Raw genomic sequence first — 17578 nt, forward strand, 5'->3', positions numbered from 1 at the left:
CAGCAGATGCCCGCCGTTTCATCCCGGGGCCGGGGACGCCGCACGATCAACGAGATCAACATGGTCCCGTTCATCGACGTGATGCTGGTGCTGCTGATCATCTTCATGGTCACCGCACCGCTCATCACGCCCAGCGTGATCAACCTGCCGACGGTCGATCGCGCCAACAAGCAGCCCGACAAGCCCATCGAGATCGTCATCAAGAGCGACGACGAAGTGCAGATCAAGAAAGATCCGTCCACCGGCTCGGGCGGCACCTCGATCCCCATGGCCCAGATCGGCGCGGCCGCCAAGACCGCCCAGGGCGGCGACGACCAGCGCCCGGTGGTCATCAGCGCCGACAAGACGGTGAAGTACGAAACCGTCGTGAAGGCGATGAACCAGCTCAAGCGCAGCGGCATCGAGCGCGTGGGCCTGTCGGTCACGACCACGGGCGGCAAATAAGGCATGTCGCTCGCACTGGATCGCCCCGAGTTCGCGCCGCCGCCGCAACGCGGCACGCCGCGCGCCATCGTGCTCGCGCTCATCGCGCATGCGCTGCTGATCGCGGCGCTGACGTGGGGTGTGCGCTGGCGCAGCGACGCCGACGAAGGCGCCGTCGATGCGGAGCTGTGGTCGTCCACGGTGCAGCAGGCTGCGCCGCGCCTGTCCGCACCGGAAGCCCCGACGCCCGCGCCGGCACCGCCACCGCCTGCTCCCACGCCACCGCCGCCGCCTGCCGCCAAGGCCCCCGAGCCTGCGCCCGCGCCCAAGGCCCCCGACATTGCCCTGGAGCGCGAGAAGAAGCTCAAGGAGCAGAAGGAACTGAAAGAACGCGAGCTGGAGCAGCAGCAACAGCAGCAAAAGAAGAAAGAACTCGAAGCCAAACAGCGCGCCGAGGACGAAGCCCAGCGCAAGAAAGAGCAGCAACAGCAGCTCGCCGAGCAGAAGAAGCAGCAGGAAGCCGAAGCCAAGCAGGCCGAAGCCAAGAAGGCCGAGGCTGCCGCCAAGCAGGCCGCCGCCGACCGCGCCGCCACGCTCAAGCGCATGCAGGGCCTCGCGGGCGCGAGCGGTGCCGACGATTCGAAGGGCACGGCGCTGCGCTCCTCGGGCCCATCGAGCGGCTATGCCGGACGCATCGCCGCCGCGGTGCGGCCGAACATCACCTTCCCCGATGCCGAAACCGTCAACGGCAACCCAGCGGCGGAGTTCGAAGTCAATCTCGCACCCGACGGCACCATCGTCGGCGTCAAGCTGACCAAGTCGAGTGGCCTGCCCGCCTGGGACGACGCCGCCGAGCGCGGCCTGCGCAAGACCGACAGGCTGCCGCGCGACACCGACGGGCGCATCTTTCCGTCGCTGATCGTGTCGCTGCGGCCCAAGCGCTGAGCTAAGCGCCGATTTTTTTGGCGCCGGTTCCGGGCGGCCTTTCGCAGGCCGCCCGGAACTACGTTGCTGGCGCGCTGTCTATAGCCGCACAACAACAGCAGGGCCCCGCGTCCGGCACAAGACAGATGAAACCCACCGGCCGCATCCGCTACGGCAGCAGTCCGCTGCTCGCGAGCCCCACTCCCGTCTGGCGCAGCAAGTTCATCGTGGCCAGCATCGCCTTCGGCTTCGTGCTGCTGGCCGGCCGGGCCGCCTATGTGCAGGTCTTCAACCACGACTTCTTCCAGCACCAGGGCGAGGTGCGCTACCAGCGCACGCTGGAGTTGCCCGCCAACCGCGGGCGCATCCTGGACCGCAACGGGCTGATCCTGGCGTCCGACATCCCGGCGCCCAGCGTCTGGGCCATTCCCGAAGACATCGAGCGCGACGACCCTGCCGTGCAGGCCAAGCTCAAGCAGGCGGCGGCGCTGCTGGGCATGACGCAGAAAGACTTCGACAAGAAGCTCGAGGACGAGGACAAGAGCTTCGTCTGGATCAAGCGCCAGGTCGACACCGCCGTCGGTAAGCAGATCGCAGATCTCGGCATCAAGGGCCTCTACCTGCGCAGGGACTACCGGCGCCAGTACCCCGAAGGCGAGGCGGCCGCGCACCTGGCGGGCTTTACCAACGTCGAGGACATCGGGCAGGAAGGCGTGGAGCTGGCCTTCAACAGCGAGCTGGCCGGCAAGGCGGGCTCTCGCCACGTCATCAAGGACCGCCTGGGCCACATCGTCGAAGACAGCGAAGACCAAGTGCCGCCGACCGACGGCCACGACATCCGGCTGAGCATCGACGACCGCGTGCAGTTCGTGGCCTACGAGAAGATCCGCGATGCCGTGCTCGCCAACAAGGCCAAGGCAGGGAGCGTGGTGGTGGTCGATGCCGAAACCGGCGAGCTGCTGGCCATGGCCAACTACCCCAGCTTCGACCCCAACGACCGCCGCAAGCTCACCGGCGAACAGCTGCGCAACCGCGCCATGACCGACGTGTTCGAGCCCGGCTCGACGATGAAGCCGATCACCGTCGCCACCGCCCTGCAACTGGGCCGCGTGACGCCGCAGACCATCATCGACACCAACCCGGGCCGCATCACCGTGACCGGCGCCACCATCCACGACGACGAGAATTTCGGCGTGCTGACGGTCGAGGGCGTGATCCAGAAATCGAGCAACGTGGGCGCCACCAAGATCTCGCAGCGCATGAGCGCGGAGGAAATGTGGAACTCGCTCACCGCCGTGGGCCTGGGACAGAAGCCGCAGACGCCCTTCCCCGGCGCGGTGACCGGGCGGCTGCGGCCGTGGAAGTCGTGGCGGCCCATCGAGCAGGCCACCATGTCGTACGGCTACGGCCTCTCGGCGTCGCTGTTCCAGATCGCGCACGCCTACACCGCCTTCGCGCACCACGGCGAGGTGATTCCGGTGGGCCTGCTCAAGAGCACGGGCGAGGAGCCTGCGGGCGTGCAGGTGTTCTCGCCGCTGGTGGCCAGCCAGGTGCGCAAGATGATGCACATGGCCGCCGCCCCCGGCGGCACGGCGCCGCTCGCGCAGACCGAGGGCTATTCGGTGGGCGGCAAGACCGGCACCGCGCACAAGCAGGTCGGCAAGGGCTACGCGAGCAACAAGTACCGCGCCTGGTACACCGGCATGTCGCCCATCGACAAGCCGCGCGTCATCGTCGCGGTGATGATCGACGAGCCCGGCGCGGGCAAGTACTTCGGCGGCTTGGTGGCCGCGCCGGTGTTCAGCCAGGTGGTGCAGCAGACGCTGCGCATCATGAACGTGCTGCCGGACCTGCCCGTGGCCTCGATGGCGCATTGATTGGCGAACTGATCGCGCACTGATCCCGCATTCATCCGGGGAGCGCTCGTTTAGGATCGTCGGCACCTCATTGCCTGGCGCTCCTGACATGGTCGACACCCCTCCTGCCGTTCGCCTCGAAGACCTCGCCCCGCTGCCCTACCAGCAGGCCCTTGCCGCCCATCTGCAGGCGAACGAACCCGAGGTCTGGCGCTGGGCCGCCTCCGCCGAGGCGCGAGAGGAGCATGCCGCGGCGGTGCGCGCCGACCTGCTGCGCAACTCGTACCGGCTCGATGCCGACGCGCATCCCGAGCTGCATGCGCATTGCAACGTCGCCGCGCAGCGCCTGGGGCTCACTGCGCGCATCACGCTCTACCAGGCGGGCGACGGCGCCATGAACGCCGCGCTCTACTTCCTGCCCGGCGAAGCGCACATCGTGCTCTCGGGCCCGCTGCTGGAACGCCTGCAGGGCTCCGAGCTGCAGGCCGTGCTCGGCCACGAGCTCGCGCATCACCTGCTGTGGGAGCGCGACGGCGGCAAGTACCACGTGGTCGACCGCATCCTGCAGGCCGCGGCGGCCGACAGCCGCGCCGATGCGAGCCACCTGCACGCCGTGCGCCGCCATGGCCTCTACACCGAGGCATTCGCCGACCGGGGCGCCTGCATCGCCTGCGGGGCGCTGGAGCCGGCGGTGACCGCACTGGTCAAGGTGCAGACCGGCCTGGCCCAGGTCAACGCGGCCAGCTACCTGCGGCAGGCCGACGAGATCTGCGCCGCGCCCGAAGTGCAGACGCGCGGCACCAGCCATCCCGAAGTGTTCGTGCGGGCACGCGCGCTGCGCCTGTGGACCGAGCGCCAGCCCGACGCCGACGCCTGGCTGGCCGGCGCGCTCGAAGGCCCGCTGGACATGGCCACGCTCGACCTGCTGGGCCAGCAGCGCGCCGAAGCGCTGACGCGCGAGACCATCGCCCAGCTGCTGCAGCGGCCGTTCCTGCAATCGGAGCCGCTGCTGTCCCATGCGCGCCGCTTTTTTCCGAACTTTGCGCCGCCCGACAAGCCGCTGCCGCCGCCAGCCCAGGTGCCGGCCGGGCTGCACGACTACCTGGCCAGCGTGCTGGTCGATTTCGTCGCGGCCGACGCCGACCTGGACGACATCACGCTCGCAGCCGCGCTCGGCCTGGCCGAAGCGATGGGCTGCGCCAGGCAGCTCGAAGAGCGCGTCGTCAAGGACATGCGCTTTCCCAAACGCAGCCTGACCCGCGTGAAGCGCGATGCCGCGACCTTGCTCGAAAAGGCCGCCGCCCAACACCTGCAAGGCGCATCCGCATGACCGCTTCCGCCGCTCCCCTGCTGCAACTGCTGGACACCGCCGACGCCCACGGCGGCCTGCAGACCGACGACGTGCTGAGCCTCGTGCTGCCGCTGCTGCGCGAGGTGTCCGCCCTGCACGCGCAAGGCAAGGTCGCAGCGCTCGGCAGCGCCTTCGCCTACCGCGTCGACGATGCCCCCGCGCTCGCGCTCGCCCAACCCGATGGCACCGAGCCCCGCCACAACCGCGAAGCCATCGCGCCGCTGGAGCAGCCCGCCGCCTCGGTGCTGCGCGTGGTCGGCGAGCACCGCGTGACGCTGGATGCCGACGAAGGCGTCTCGGTCCAGAACCTCGCGCTCATGGACGATGCCTCGCCCGACGCCCTGCCCACCCGCCCCGTGTACCTGCCCGGCTACAGCGCCTGGGAATTGCGCTTCGCACACCACGACGCGCTGACCGACATCCTGTGCCTGGGCCAGGTGCTCGCGAGCCTGGCGTGCGCACTGGACTTCACCGACAGCGAAGCGCTGGCCCGCTTCGTCGCACACCGCGGCAACCTGTTCGCGCTCAACCGTCGCCTGCATCCCGTGGTGGCTGCGGTGATCGCCGAGATGACCGCGCTGGACCGCCACGAACGCGCACGCGATTTGCCCTCGGTGATCCGCCGCCTCGAAACCTACCGCGACCAGCCGCTGGACCTGGGCCTCGACCGCATCGCGCCCGCGAAGGACGGCGCGGGCCAGCGCCGCCAGGCGATCCGGCTGCATCTGCGCGACCGGCTGTTCGACCTGTCGCGCCGCAACCGCCTGCTGCACTTCAAGCCCAGCCAGACGCATGTGAACCTCACAGTGGCCAGCGTGCCGCTGGTGGTGGACATCAAGAACATCCGCGTCGACCAGCTTTGCGTGTGGGACGGCCGCTTCGCCGCCGACATCGCCACCTGCGACCCCGTGCCGCTCGCGCGCTGGCTGCGCTTCGAAGACCAGCCCTACCTGCCGGCCGCGCTGGACCGCATCCTGCAGGAGGCGCGGCGCGATCGCTCCGAATACGGCTTCTCGCAGCTGTCACTGGTGATCGCCTTCCTGCGCTGGCACAACCTGAAGGAAGGCGACGCCGAGCGGGCCGAACGCATCGCCTCGCCGCTGTTGATGCTGTCGGTCGAGCTCACGCGCAAGAAGGGCGTGAAGGACCAGTACCTGCTGGAGGCTGCCTCCAGCGAGGCGCAGGTCAACCCGACGCTCAGGCACCACCTGCGCCAGCTCTACGGCATCGTGCTGCCCGAGACCATCGACCTGCGCGAGACCTCCGTCGAGCAATTCCACGCCCAGCTGGCCGCGCAGATCGCGGCCAGCGAGCCGGGCGTGCAACTGCGGCTGATCAAGCAGCCGCAGATCGAGCTGATCCACCAGCGCGCCCGCCAGCGGCTGGAACAGTTCAAACGCCGCGCCCGCGTGCGCAACCCCGGCGCGCAGCTTTCGACGGCGCAGGTGGCGCAGGACTTCAGCTACGCGAAGGACGACTTCCGCCCGCTCGGCCTGCAGCTCTTTCACGCCAGGGTCCGGCCGGTGCCGCTGTCGCTGCGCAGCGCGGTGGGCGCAAGGCCAATGCCGCGCGCGCCGCAGATGGCGTCCACCGCCGCCCAGGCAGAGCAGCAGACCTACGCGCTGCACGAGAGCACCGGCAACCCCTACCAGTGGGACGTGGACCTCACCGCGGTGACGCTGGGCAACTTCAACCACCGCAAGATGTCGCTGGTGCGCGACTACTCGGCGCTGAGCGAATCGGAGATCGCGAGCGATGCCTTCGACCGCGTGTTCTCGCTGCAGCCGCGCCAGGTCGATGCCGAAACACCGGCCGCCCTGCCGCTGGCCGACCAGTGGCCCGTGGTGCAGGCCGACGCCACCCAGACAGCCGCGGTGGCGCTCGCGCGCACCGGCACCAGCTACATCATCCAGGGGCCGCCCGGCACGGGGAAGTCGCAGACCATCACCAACCTCATCGCCGACTACGTGGGGCGCGGCCAGCGCGTGCTGTTCGTCTGCGAAAAACGCGCCGCCATCGACGTGGTGTTCCATCGGCTGCGGCAGCAGGGGCTGGACGAGCTCTGCTGCATGATCCACGACTCGCAAGGCGACAAGAAAGCCTTCGTGCAGAACCTCAAGAAGACCTACGAGCACTGGCTCACGGCTCCCGAGGAACTGGATGCCGAGACCCGCGAGCGGAAGCAGCTGGTCGACACGATGGACGCCGACCTGAAGGCGCTGGAACGCTTCGACGCCGCGATGCGCGAAGCCCCCGAGCACCTGGCCGTGACGGTCCGCGCGCTGATGGCGCGGCTGATCGCCCTGAAGCCCCACGACCCCGAGCTCACGCCCTTGCAGGCCGAGGCCCTGCCCGCCTTCTCGGCCTGGCGCCAGCACGCAGACCTGGTCGCGCGCCTGCATCTGGCGATCACCGAAAGCCTGGGCGTGCCGTACCTTGCGCAACATACATTCGCGCAACTCGCGCCGGCGCTGCTGCGCCAGGAGCGGCCACTGGCGCGGCTGGTCGAGCTCAGCGAGCGCGCCGCCGAACAGACCGGCCCGCACCGCGACGCGCTCGCCCAGGCCTGGCCGGCGCTGGCTGTGCCCGGCACGCTGTGGGCCGATGCGCTGGCCGTGGTCGCAGAAGCACGCAGCGTGGCCGGCCTGGCCGCACGCGGACAACTGGCGCTCCTGGATACCGCGCACCCCAGCAGCCTGGCACTGGGCGCGGCGATGGCCGAGCGCAGCACGCTGCAGCATGCGCTGGCCGACGCACTCGAACGCACCGCCCGCTGGCGCGACAAGTTCTCGCCCGCCGACACCGAAGCCGGACTGGCCCAGGCCAGGGCACAGCAAGGCTCCTTGCTGCGCTGGCTCAAGCCCTCGTGGTGGCGGCTCACGGGCGAACTCAAGCGCCGGTACGACTTTGCCGGCCATGCCGTGCGCCCGCAGCCGAGCCAGGTGCTCGAAGAACTGCTGGCCGAACACACGGCCAGGGCCGCGGTCGGCAAGCAGGCGGCACAGAGCGAAGCCACCTACGGCTGCGCCGATCTCGAGGCCTTCGTGCAGCAGCTTCTGACGCTGCGCCGCACCGACGGCGGCAACGGCCCCCGCGCAGCCTTCCAGTCGCATCTGCGCACCGACGCCAATGCGAGCCGCCATGTCGAAAAGCTGGCCGCGCTCGGCGAGCGCACCGACGCGCTCGATGCGCTGTGGCACGAACTGCTGCACGACCCGGCCGCCCAGCCGCTGGCCTCGCTCGAGGACCTGGCCCGCACGCTGCGCGAACAGGCCGACGCCCTGCCGGCCGTACTCACCCCGCTGCAGGAACTGGCCGATGCCGACCCGGCCCTGGCCAAGGCCTTGCGCACCCTGCCGCTGACGCCCGACGCCATCGAATACGCCGTGGCGCGCGAAGGCCTGGAGCGCGTCTACCGCACCGAGCGCTGGCTGCCGCGCTTCGACAGCGCCGCGCTCGCGCGCCATGCGCAGCGTCTGGCCGAAGGAGAACGCAAGCTGCTCGACAGCAATGCGCGCACGCTCGCCGCCGCTGTGCGCCAGCGCTTTCGCGACCATGTGCAAAAGAGCGCCCTGGCCGCCAGCCAGCTCGACGCCGCGGGCAAGCTTTTCAAGAAAAGCTACAACGCGGGCCGGCGCGAGCTCGAACACGAGTTCGGCAAGACCATGCGCTACAAGGCCATCCGCGAGCTCGCCTCGGGCGACACCGGCCAGGTGGTGCGCGACATGAAGCCGATCTGGCTCATGAGCCCGCTTTCGGTGTCCGACACGCTGCCGCTCGCGGCGGACCTGTTCGACGTGGTGATCTTCGACGAGGCGAGCCAGATCCCGGTGGAAGAAGCCGTGCCCGCGCTCTACCGTGCGCCGCAGATCATCGTGGTGGGCGACGAGATGCAGCTGCCGCCGACCAGCTTCTTCTCTTCGGGCCGCGACCCGGAGGACGACACGGTGTCGGTGGCGGACGAAAGCGAAGAAGGCGACGAGGAAAGCGGCGGCGACCGCATCGCCGTGGTGCTCGATGCCGACAGCCTGCTGAATCAGGGCGCGCGCAACCTGCCGGCCACGTTGCTGGCCTGGCATTACCGCAGCCGTTATGAATCGCTGATCGGCTTTTCGAACGCGGCCTTCTACGCGGGCAACCTTTTCACCATTCCGGACCGCAGCCTGCCGCCGGCCGCACGCGAGGAGATCCTCGTTCAGTCACGCAGCCCGACCGACGAATCGGTGGCCGCGAACGTCGACGCCCTGCTCTCACGCGCCATCAGCTTTCACCGCGTGACCGACGCGGTGTACGAGAACCGCATCAACGACGGCGAGGCGCGCCACATCGCACAACTCGTTCGCGAGCTGCTCAAGCGCGAAACCGGGCGCAGCCTGGGCATCGTCGCGTTCTCCGAAGCGCAGCAGACCGAGATCGAGGCCGAACTCGATGCGCTGGGCGCCATCGACACCGACTTCGCCGCGCGCCTGGAAGCGGAGTACGTGCGCGAGGAAGACGACCAGTTCTGCGGCCTCTTCATCAAGAACCTGGAGAACGTGCAGGGCGACGAGCGCGACATCATCATCCTGAGCATCTGCTACGGCCCCAACCCCGAAGGCCGCATGCTGATGAACTTCGGCCCGATCAACCAGCGCGGCGGCGAGAAGCGCCTGAACGTGATCTTCAGCCGCGCGCGGCACCACATGGCCGTGGTCTCGACCATCCGCCACGAAGCCATCACCAACGACCACAACGAAGGCGCCGCGGCGCTCAAGCAGTTTTTGCGCTATGCGGAGTGCCTGTCGCGCGGCGATTCGGCCACTGCCCGGCGCGTGCTCGAAAGCATGAACCCGCTCACGCGCGGCAGCAGCGCGCAGCAAGCGCGCGTGGACGAGGTGACGGCGCAGCTCGCGGCGGCGCTGCGGGCGCGTGGCCACGCGGTCGACGAACAGGTGGGACAGTCGCGCTTCCGATGTGACCTGGCGCTGCGTGCGCCGGAGGCCGGGCACTATGCGATGGGCATCCTGGTCGACACCGCAACGCACTACGAGAACCGCAACGTGCTGGAGCGCTATGTCTCGCGGCCGCGCGTGCTCGATGCATTCGGATGGCAGGTGGTGCAGGTGCTGGCCAAGGACTGGCTGCATGCGCCGGAGGCCGTGCTCGAGCAGGTCGAGCAGGCGCTCCGGAAAAAGGGCAACAAGGGCGGTATGGCTGTCGAGCCCGCCGCCCCTGAGATCAGCGCACCAGGCTCAGCCGCTTGACGTCGAGCTCGGCCTTGTTGCCGACCAGGTCCTTGTCGAACTCGCCCGTGATCTCGACACGCACCTTGTCGTCGATCTTCACGCCCGGCGGGAAATGCTTGGCGTCGATCTCGACCTTCATGCGGCCGGTGTCGTCCGCAAAGGTGTAGTGCTCGCCGCCGTCGTGCGAAACGATGAAGCCGCGCAGCGTGGCGTGCTGGTCGTCCTTGCCGGTGTCCAGCAGTTGCTTGACCGTCATCGCCGGTACGCTGCTCGGGCCGGCGTACTGGGCGAAGGCCGCGGACATGGCCAGCGACATGCCGAGGGCGAGCGCGGCGTGCTTCAGGGTCTTGTTGGTCTTGGTCTTTGTGTAGGTCATGGCAATCGTTCCTCCTTGAACAGCCTGGTTGTAAAGAAACAGATGGACGCCGTACGCACCCAAATGTTCCACGTCCCTCGACAACGAAGGGCCATTTACTCGTAGACGATCAGCGCCTTGCCCGCCTCCGCCTGCGCCGTCCAGCTCGCGAGCGCGGCATCGGTCGGGAAGAACTTGGCGCGTTCGCCCAGCTGCAGTTCAACCTGCGCACCGCCGCGCGCCATCGACAGGCGCACCGGCAGCCCCTGCACCAGGTCGCCGACTTCGGTCTGCTCGGTGCGCGGCGGAAAGTCCTTCACCAGCCGCGCGATGTCCGGCGCCTTGCCGTTCACCGCCACGCGCAGGAACTTGCCGAAGCGGCAGCGCGCCGTCGCCAGGTCCCACACCTGCTGCACCTGGAAGCGCGCCTCGAAGCCGCCGCGCGCGGGCTGCAGCCGGCCGCTGACGATGACCAGTTCGTCGTCTTTCAGCGTGTTGCGGTTGGCGTTGATGAGCGCTTCGTCGGCCGTCGCATCGATGGCCTCGGACTTGTCGTCCAGCTTGAAGATCGCCAGCCGCCCGCGCTGGCCGTTGATCACGCGGAAGTCGCTCACGATGCCCGCAATGACCTGCTGGTCGCGGCTGTCGAGCAGGTCGCCGATCTCGCGCTTGCAGAAGCGCCGCACCTCGTGCGAGACCTCGTCGAACAGGTGGCCCGAAAGGTAGAAGCCGACGGCCGTTTTCTCGAAGGTCAGACGCTCCTTCACGCCCCAGGGCGTGGCGTCGACCAGGTCGGGCTCGGCCGTGGCCGAACCGTGCTCGCAGTCGCCGAAGATGTCGACCTGCGCGGCATTGGCCGCGGTGGCGCTGGCAAAGTCGAAAGCCCGGTCGACCGATGCGATCAGCGAGGCGCGGTTCTGCTGGATGGCGTCGAACGCGCCGGCCTTGATCAGCGCCTCGACCGTGCGCTTGTTGATGCGCTGGCGGTCCACGCGCACGCAAAAATCGAACAGGCTCTTGAAGGGCCCGCCCTCTTCGCGCGCCCGCACCACCGCCTCGACCGCGAGCTGGCCCGTGCCCTTGACGGCGCCCAGGCCGTAGCGGATCACCTTGTCGGTGACCGGCTCGAAGCGGTAGTTGCCGCGGTTCACGTCCGGCGGCTCGAAGGTGATGCCGAAGTTCTTCTGGGCGTCTTCGAACAGCAGCTTGAGCTTGTCCGTGTCGTCCATTTCCACGGTCATGTTGGCGCAGAAGAATTCGGCCGTGTAGTGGACCTTGAGCCAACCCGTGTGATACGCCAGCAGCGAGTAGGCGGCGGCGTGCGACTTGTTGAAGCCGTAGCCCGCGAACTTCTCCATCAAGTCGAAGATTTCGTCGGCCTTGTCCTGCGGAATGCCGTGCGTGGAGAGCGCGCCCGCGCGGAATTTCTCGCGGTGCTCGGCCATCTCCTCGAGCTTCTTCTTGCCCATGGCGCGGCGCAGCAGGTCGGCGCCGCCGAGCGAGTAGCCGCCCAGGATCTGCGCGGTCTGCATCACCTGCTCCTGGTAGACCATGATCCCGTAGGTCTCCGAGAGCATCTCGGCCACGGCCGGGTGCGGGTACTCCACCTCTTCGCGGCCGTGCTTGCGCGCCACGAAGCTGGGGATCAGGTCCATCGGGCCGGGGCGGTACAGCGCGTTCAGCGCGATCAGGTCTTCCAGCCGCGTGGGCCGTGCGTCCTTCAGCATGCCCTGCATGCCGCGCGATTCAAACTGGAACACCGCCTCCGTCTTGCCTTCGGAAAACAGCCGGTAGGTGGCCGCGTCCTTCAGCGGAATGTTCTCGAACGCGAAGTTCTCCTGGCCCTTGTGGCGCGCGACGATGAAGTCTTTCGCGATCTCCAGGATGGTGAGCGTGGCCAGGCCCAGGAAGTCGAACTTCACAAGGCCAATGGCTTCGACGTCGTCCTTGTCGTACTGGCTCACGGCCGAGTCGCTGCCCGGCTGCTGGTAGAGCGGGCAGAAATCGGTGAGCTTGCCGGGCGCAATGAGCACACCGCCGGCGTGCATGCCGATGTTGCGGGTCATGCCTTCGAGCTTCTGCGCGAGCTCGACCAGCATGCGCACTTCTTCTTCCTTCTCGATGCGCTGTGCGAGCTGCGGCTCCATCTCGATGGCGTAGTTGTTCTTGTCGCCTTCGATCTTTTTCTCGGGCGGGTACTGCAGCGTGACCGACATGCCCGGCTTGTTCGGAATCAGCTTGCTGATGCCGTCGCAGAACATGTAGCTCATGTCCAGCACGCGGCCCACGTCGCGAATGGCCGCACGCGCGGCCATGGTTCCGAAGGTGGCGATCTGGCTCACCGCGTTGCGGCCGTACTTGTCCTTCACGTAGTCGATCACGCGGTCGCGGTTGCCCTGGCAGAAGTCGATGTCGAAGTCGGGCATCGAGACGCGCTCGGGGTTCAGGAAACGTTCGAACAGCAGCTTGTATTCGAGCGGGTCCAGGTCGGTGATCTTGAGCGCATAAGCCACCAGCGAGCCCGCGCCCGAGCCCCGGCCCGGGCCCACGGGGCAGCCGTTTTCCTTGGCCCACTTGATGAAGTCGCCCACGATCAGGAAGTAACCCGGGAAGCCCATGTTCAGGATCGTGTTGATCTCGAACTCCAGGCGTTCCACGTAGCGCGGCCGTTCGGCATCGCGCTTGGCCTCGTCGGGGTACAGGTGCTTCAGGCGCGCTTCCAACCCTTCGAACGATTCCTGGCGGAAGAACTCGCCGATGGGCATGCGCACGCCTTCGCTGACGAAGGGCGTCGGAAAGTCCGGCAACTGCGGCTTGCCGAGCACCAGCGTGAGGTTGCAGCGCTTGGCGATCTCTACCGTGTTGGCCAGCGCGCTGGGCACATCGGCGAACAGCGCCTGCATCTCGGCGCTCGACTTGAAGTACTGGTCTTCGGTGAACCGGCGCACGCGGCGCGGGTTGCCGAGAATTTCGCCCTCGGAAATGCACACGCGCGCCTCGTGCGCTTCGTAGTCCTGGCGCTCGGCGAACTGCACCGGGTGCGTGGCAACCACCGGCAGCTTGAGGCGTGCCGCCAGCTTCACGGCGGCGATCACATGCGGTTCGTCTTCCGCGCGACCCGCGCGCTGCAGCTCGATGTAGAAGCGGTGCGGGAACATGCCCGCGAGCTTCAGCGCCAGTTCGGCGGCGCGCTCTTCCTGGCCCTGCAACAGCGGCACGCCCAGCGGCCCGGCCTGCGCGCCCGACAGCACGATCAACCCACCCGACAGCTCCTCGAGCCATTCGAGCTTGCAGGCCGCCTGCGACTGGCCGCGGCCCACGTTCTGCGTCCAGGCGCGTGCGAGCAGCTCGGACAGGTGCAGATAGCCCTCGGTGTTCTGCACCAGCAGCAACAGGCGGGTGAGCACGCCGGGCTCCTTGCCCAGCCCCTCGATGAAGATTTCAGCGCCGATGACGGGCTTGACGCCCTTGCCCCGGCCCTGCTTGTAGAACTTGACCGCACCGAACAGGTTGTTCAGGTCGGTGATGGCAAGCGCGGGCTGCTTGTCGGCAGCGGCGGCCTTGATGACTTCGTCGATCCGGTTGGTGCCGTCGACGACGGAAAATTCGGTGTGCAAGCGCAGGTGAACAAACATCCCGCCATTGTAGAAACGGCCACCCCACGATGTGGGTTGGCAATCCCTGAATCAGCCCCCCGGCTTGCCACTTCGTGTGCTTCGCCACCCCCCGAGGGGGAGGCGCGGTGCCTTGGGGCGGCCCGGCGGCACCTAGAATCGCGCCCCGTGCAAGAGATTCTCAATATCGCGGCCTACAAATTCGTGGCCATAGACGACAGCCCCGTGCTGCGTGAAAACCTGCGCGCACGCGCACAGGAGCTTGGCCTCATGGGCACCATCCTGCTGGCGCCCGAAGGTATCAACCTGTTTCTGGCGGGCACGCCGGACGCCATCCACAGCTTCCTCGCCGAACTGCGCTCAGATGCGCGCTTCGCCGACCTCGAAACCAAGGAAAGCTGGTCCGCCGCACAGCCCTTCCGGCGCATGCTGGTCAAGCTCAAGCGCGAGATCATCCGCATGGACCATCCCGCGATCCAGCCCGCGTCGGGCCGGGCCCCGGGTGTGGATGCGCCCACGCTCAAGCGCTGGCTCGACCAGGGCCACGACGACGAAGGCCGCGAGATCGCACTGCTCGACACGCGCAACGACTTCGAGGTCGACGAAGGCACATTCGACGGCGCGATCGACTGGCGCATCACCAAGTTCACCGAATTCCCGCCCGCGCTGAAGGCGCACCGTGAGGAGTTCAAGGGAAAGACCGTGGTGAGCTTCTGCACCGGTGGCATTCGCTGCGAGAAGGCCGCGATCCTGATGCGCGAAGAAGGCATCGAGCACGTGCTGCAGCTCGAAGGCGGCATCCTGAAATATTTCGAGGAAGTCGGCGGCGCGCATTACCACGGCGACTGCTTCGTGTTCGACGGCCGGCGCGCGCTGGCGCCCGACCTGAGCGCACGCGCAGCCGACGCCAGCGCCCGCGCGTCGGAAGACATCGACCTGGGCCGCGGCCTGAAGAAATAACCGGCGACTCCTCATGCGCATCCTCCTGGTGGAAGACGAACTGGACATGGCCTCGTGGCTCATCCGGGCGTTGACCCAGAGCGGCTTCGTGGCAGACCATGCGCCCGATGCGCGCACCGCCGAGGCCTTCATGGCCGGCACCGAATACGACGCCATCGTTCTCGACCTGCGCCTGCCCGACAAGCACGGCCTGAGCGTGCTGGCCGACATGCGCAACGCCGACGACCGCACCCCCGTGCTCATCCTCACCGCGCAGGGCGCGCTGCAGGACCGGGTGCGCGGCCTCAACCTGGGCGCGGACGATTTCCTCACCAAGCCCTTCGAGCTGGTCGAGCTCGAGGCGCGGCTCGCGGCGCTGGTGCGGCGCAGCCGCGGCAAGCAGCACCCGCGGCTGCAATGCGCCTCGCTCTCGTACGACAGCGAAAGCCACGCCTTCACGCTGCACGGCACGCTGCTGTCGCTCACGCCGCGGGAGCACGCCGCGCTCACCGCGCTCCTGATGCGCAGCGGCGCGCCGGTCGGCAAATCACAGCTCTTCGGCAAGGTGTTCACCAACGACAGCACCGCCGGCCCCGATGCGATCGAGGTGGTGCTGCACCGCCTCAGGCGCAAGCTCGCTGACAGCGACGTGCGCATCGTCACCGTGCGCGGACTGGGCTACATGCTCGAGAGCATCGCCGATGGCCACCCAGGCGCCCCAGCCTCCCCGCCCGCCGCAGCCTGAGCCGCGCCCCGAGCCGCGCCCGGAGGCGCGCCGCTTCGGCCTTCGCGCGCGCCTGCTCGCGCTCCTGGTGCCGGGCCTGGTCGGCCTGATGGCGCTCGACAGCTGGAGCGACTACCAGGCCCTCACCGAATCGCTGGTGGTCGCCTACGACCAGAGCCTGCTCGAACCGGTGCAGGCGCTGGCCAACGGCATCGTGGTCGCGAGCGACGGCAGCGTGAAGGTGCAGGAGCCTTTCTCGGTGCAGGCGATGTTCGAGTCGACGCACCTGCGCTACAAGTACCTGCATGTGGGCGTGCAGCGCATCGTCAAGGGCGAGCCGCCGGACCCCGCAGTGCCGCAAGACACGCTCATGGGCGTGCCCGCCTTGCCCCTTCCGCCGAAGGAGCCGCCCGACGGCACGCCGGTGTTCTACGACGCGGTGCACGAGCAGCACCCGGTGCGCGTGGCCGCGCTGCGCCAGACGGTCTACGACCACAGCCGTCCGGGCGCAGCATGGCGCGTGCTGATCCAGGCGGCCGAGGGCACCGGCCCGCGCGCGTCGGCACAGGCCGAGTTGCTCAAGCAGCAGTTGCTGCGCGACACGCGCATGGTGCTGGTGATGGCCCTGCTGGTGTGGCTGGGCGTGGCCTGGACGCTGCGGCCGCTGGAGCGCCTGCGCCGCTCCCTGCGCGAACGCTCGCGCGACGACCTGAAGCCGCTGGACGCGAGCGGCGTGCCGCAAGAAGTGGTGCCCCTGGTGGACGCGGTCAACCACCACATCGGGCGCCACCGGCGCATGGTGGCGGAGCAGTCGCAGTTTCTTGCCGATGCCTCGCACCAGTTGCGCACGCCGCTGAGCATCCTGTCGATCCAGGCGGGCTACGCGCTGCGCGAGACCGACCCCGAACGCATGCGCGAATCGCTGCATGCCATCGTCGGGCAACTGGCGCGCACGCGGCGCCTGAGCGAGCAGTTGCTGGCGCTCGCGCACGCCACCACCGACGAGGAGGTCGCAGGCGCCGAGCCGGCGGTGGTCGACCTCAGCGACATCGCGCGCGGCGTGGTGCTGCAATACCTGCCGCTTGCGCGCGAGCACGACCAGGACCTGGGCTGGGTCGATGCGCACGGCGACGGTGAACCGGCAGACGACACCGGCGCCGCCGCCCCCACGCTCCCCGTCAGGGCCAACGCCGCCGAGCTGCACGAGGTGCTCGCCAACCTGGTGCACAACGCCATCAAGTACACGCCGCGCGGCGGCAACATCACAGTGACCGTGCGGCGCGAAGCCTCCCACGCGCTGGCCGAGGTGTGCGACAGCGGCCCTGGCATCGCGCCCGATCGACGCGACAGCGTGTTCGAGCGCTTCCACCGCGATGCGTCCGGCAACGCCGCCACGCAGGGCGCGGGCCTGGGCCTGACCATTGCGCGCAGCTATGCGCGGCGCAACGGCGGAGAGATCGAACTCGACAATGCCGACATGCCCGAGAGCGCGAACGGCGGCGGCCTCCGCGCAATCCTGAAGCTGCCGCTGGCGGCCGGTTCGACCTAGGGTTTTCGCGGGCAGCGCCGTAAGCAATTACACGTATTTTGAGGGCCGCAAGGCCTCCGGCAGCGGCACCGAAAGGCGATTGAAAGCCTCGATTCCTAGACTCCGCTCCTTCCAAACCGAAGGGGTCATATGCAGCAACCGCTTGCATCCAAATTCAAGAAGGACTACTACGGCGGCGCGTTGCTCGTGGTCATCGGCCTGGCCGCCGTCTATGCCGGTGTCGGCTACCGCGTCGGCGAACTCGCGCACATGGGGCCGGGCTTCTTTCCGGTGGCGCTCGGCGGCCTGCTCGCGCTGATCGGCCTCTTGATCGCGCTCTCGGCGCGCGGCAACAAGCCGGCCAAGGAAGAAGCCGTGTCGCACGGCCACCCGGGTGGCATGCCCGACATGCGCGGCTGCATCTGCATCATCCTTGGGATCCTCGCGTTCCTGCTGTTCGGCGAATACGGCGGCCTGCTGCCTGCGACCTTTGCCATCGTGTTCATCTCGGCGCTCGGCGACCGCGACAACACGCTGACCGAAGCGGTGCTGCTCTCGCTGGCGATGAGCTTCATCGCGGTGGTGGTGTTCTGGTGGGCGCTGAAGCTTCAGCTGCCGTTGTTCCAATGGGGAGGCTGA

The 17578-nt window shown here is 68.3% G+C and carries 11 protein-coding genes; 9 read left to right on the forward strand and 2 right to left on the reverse strand.

Going from position 1 to position 17578, the window contains the following annotated elements; translation table 11 throughout:
* The first annotated feature begins 6 nt into the window (after positions 1 to 6).
* The 5 genes from ABIC90_RS10425 to ABIC90_RS10445 all read left to right on the forward strand — a co-directional run bounded on the left by ABIC90_RS10425 (position 7) and on the right by ABIC90_RS10445 (position 9797).
* A complete protein-coding gene (locus ABIC90_RS10425; protein WP_354354025.1) occupies positions 7 to 444 on the forward strand; it encodes an ExbD/TolR family protein in 438 nt (145 codons plus the stop codon).
* Positions 445 to 447: 3 nt separating this feature from the next.
* The gene (locus ABIC90_RS10430; RefSeq protein WP_354354026.1) at positions 448 to 1368 is read left to right on the forward strand and encodes an energy transducer TonB; all 921 of its coding nucleotides are present in this window, start codon (positions 448 to 450) and stop codon (positions 1366 to 1368) included.
* A gap of 125 nt (positions 1369 to 1493) precedes the next feature.
* The gene (locus tag ABIC90_RS10435; protein ID WP_354354028.1) at positions 1494 to 3224 is read left to right on the forward strand and encodes a peptidoglycan D,D-transpeptidase FtsI family protein; all 1731 of its coding nucleotides are present in this window, start codon (positions 1494 to 1496) and stop codon (positions 3222 to 3224) included.
* Between the two features lie 88 nt (positions 3225 to 3312).
* A complete protein-coding gene (locus tag ABIC90_RS10440) occupies positions 3313 to 4533 on the forward strand; it encodes a SprT-like domain-containing protein (protein WP_354354029.1) in 1221 nt (406 codons plus the stop codon).
* Positions 4530 to 9797: an AAA domain-containing protein gene (locus ABIC90_RS10445; protein WP_354354030.1), complete on the forward strand. Its 5268-nt coding sequence runs from the start codon at positions 4530 to 4532 to the stop codon at positions 9795 to 9797. The genes ABIC90_RS10440 and ABIC90_RS10445 overlap by 4 nt, the downstream gene beginning before the upstream one ends.
* On the opposite strand, the gene ABIC90_RS10450 is transcribed toward ABIC90_RS10445, so the two are convergent.
* Both ABIC90_RS10450 and dnaE read right to left on the reverse strand, forming a co-directional pair.
* Positions 9772 to 10155 (reverse strand): YgiW/YdeI family stress tolerance OB fold protein, encoded by a 384-nt coding sequence (locus ABIC90_RS10450; RefSeq protein ID WP_354354031.1) that lies wholly within the window; start codon positions 10153 to 10155, stop codon positions 9772 to 9774. The two genes, ABIC90_RS10445 and ABIC90_RS10450, sit on opposite strands and share 26 nt — an antisense overlap.
* A 95-nt stretch (positions 10156 to 10250) precedes the next feature.
* Positions 10251 to 13769 (reverse strand): DNA polymerase III subunit alpha, encoded by a 3519-nt coding sequence (gene dnaE / locus ABIC90_RS10455; protein WP_354354032.1) that lies wholly within the window; start codon positions 13767 to 13769, stop codon positions 10251 to 10253.
* Positions 13770 to 13916: 147 nt separating this feature from the next.
* On the opposite strand from dnaE, the gene ABIC90_RS10460 reads away from it, so the two are divergent.
* From ABIC90_RS10460 to ABIC90_RS10475, 4 genes are all read left to right on the forward strand, one after another.
* Entirely contained in the window at positions 13917 to 14708 is a 792-nt protein-coding gene (locus ABIC90_RS10460; protein WP_354354033.1) for a sulfurtransferase, read from the forward strand.
* 13 nt (positions 14709 to 14721) lie between these two features.
* On the forward strand, positions 14722 to 15432 hold the full coding sequence (locus ABIC90_RS10465) for a response regulator (RefSeq protein WP_354354034.1): 711 nt from the start codon (positions 14722 to 14724) through the stop codon (positions 15430 to 15432).
* Complete coding sequence (locus ABIC90_RS10470; RefSeq protein ID WP_436318188.1) at positions 15389 to 16960, forward strand: sensor histidine kinase; 1572 nt, start codon at positions 15389 to 15391, stop codon at positions 16958 to 16960. The genes ABIC90_RS10465 and ABIC90_RS10470 overlap by 44 nt, the downstream gene beginning before the upstream one ends.
* Before the next feature lie 129 nt (positions 16961 to 17089).
* The gene (locus ABIC90_RS10475) at positions 17090 to 17578 is read left to right on the forward strand and encodes a tripartite tricarboxylate transporter TctB family protein (RefSeq protein WP_354354035.1); all 489 of its coding nucleotides are present in this window, start codon (positions 17090 to 17092) and stop codon (positions 17576 to 17578) included.

Origin of the sequence: Variovorax boronicumulans (assembly GCF_040544675.1) — a bacterium.
Taxonomy (GTDB): domain Bacteria; phylum Pseudomonadota; class Gammaproteobacteria; order Burkholderiales; family Burkholderiaceae_C; genus Variovorax; species Variovorax boronicumulans_D.

Coding starts and splice junctions, on each gene's coding strand:
- ABIC90_RS10475 (WP_354354035.1), top strand. CDS start 17,090: ATGCAGCAACCGCTTGCATCCAAATTCAAGAAGGACTACTACGGCGGC.
- ABIC90_RS10435 (WP_354354028.1), top strand. CDS start 1,494: ATGAAACCCACCGGCCGCATCCGCTACGGCAGCAGTCCGCTGCTCGCG.
- ABIC90_RS10450 (WP_354354031.1), bottom strand. CDS start 10,155: ATGACCTACACAAAGACCAAGACCAACAAGACCCTGAAGCACGCCGCG.
- ABIC90_RS10425 (WP_354354025.1), top strand. CDS start 7: ATGCCCGCCGTTTCATCCCGGGGCCGGGGACGCCGCACGATCAACGAG.
- dnaE (WP_354354032.1), bottom strand. CDS start 13,769: ATGTTTGTTCACCTGCGCTTGCACACCGAATTTTCCGTCGTCGACGGC.
- ABIC90_RS10445 (WP_354354030.1), top strand. CDS start 4,530: ATGACCGCTTCCGCCGCTCCCCTGCTGCAACTGCTGGACACCGCCGAC.
- ABIC90_RS10430 (WP_354354026.1), top strand. CDS start 448: ATGTCGCTCGCACTGGATCGCCCCGAGTTCGCGCCGCCGCCGCAACGC.
- ABIC90_RS10440 (WP_354354029.1), top strand. CDS start 3,313: ATGGTCGACACCCCTCCTGCCGTTCGCCTCGAAGACCTCGCCCCGCTG.
- ABIC90_RS10470 (WP_436318188.1), top strand. CDS start 15,389: ATGGCCACCCAGGCGCCCCAGCCTCCCCGCCCGCCGCAGCCTGAGCCG.
- ABIC90_RS10465 (WP_354354034.1), top strand. CDS start 14,722: ATGCGCATCCTCCTGGTGGAAGACGAACTGGACATGGCCTCGTGGCTC.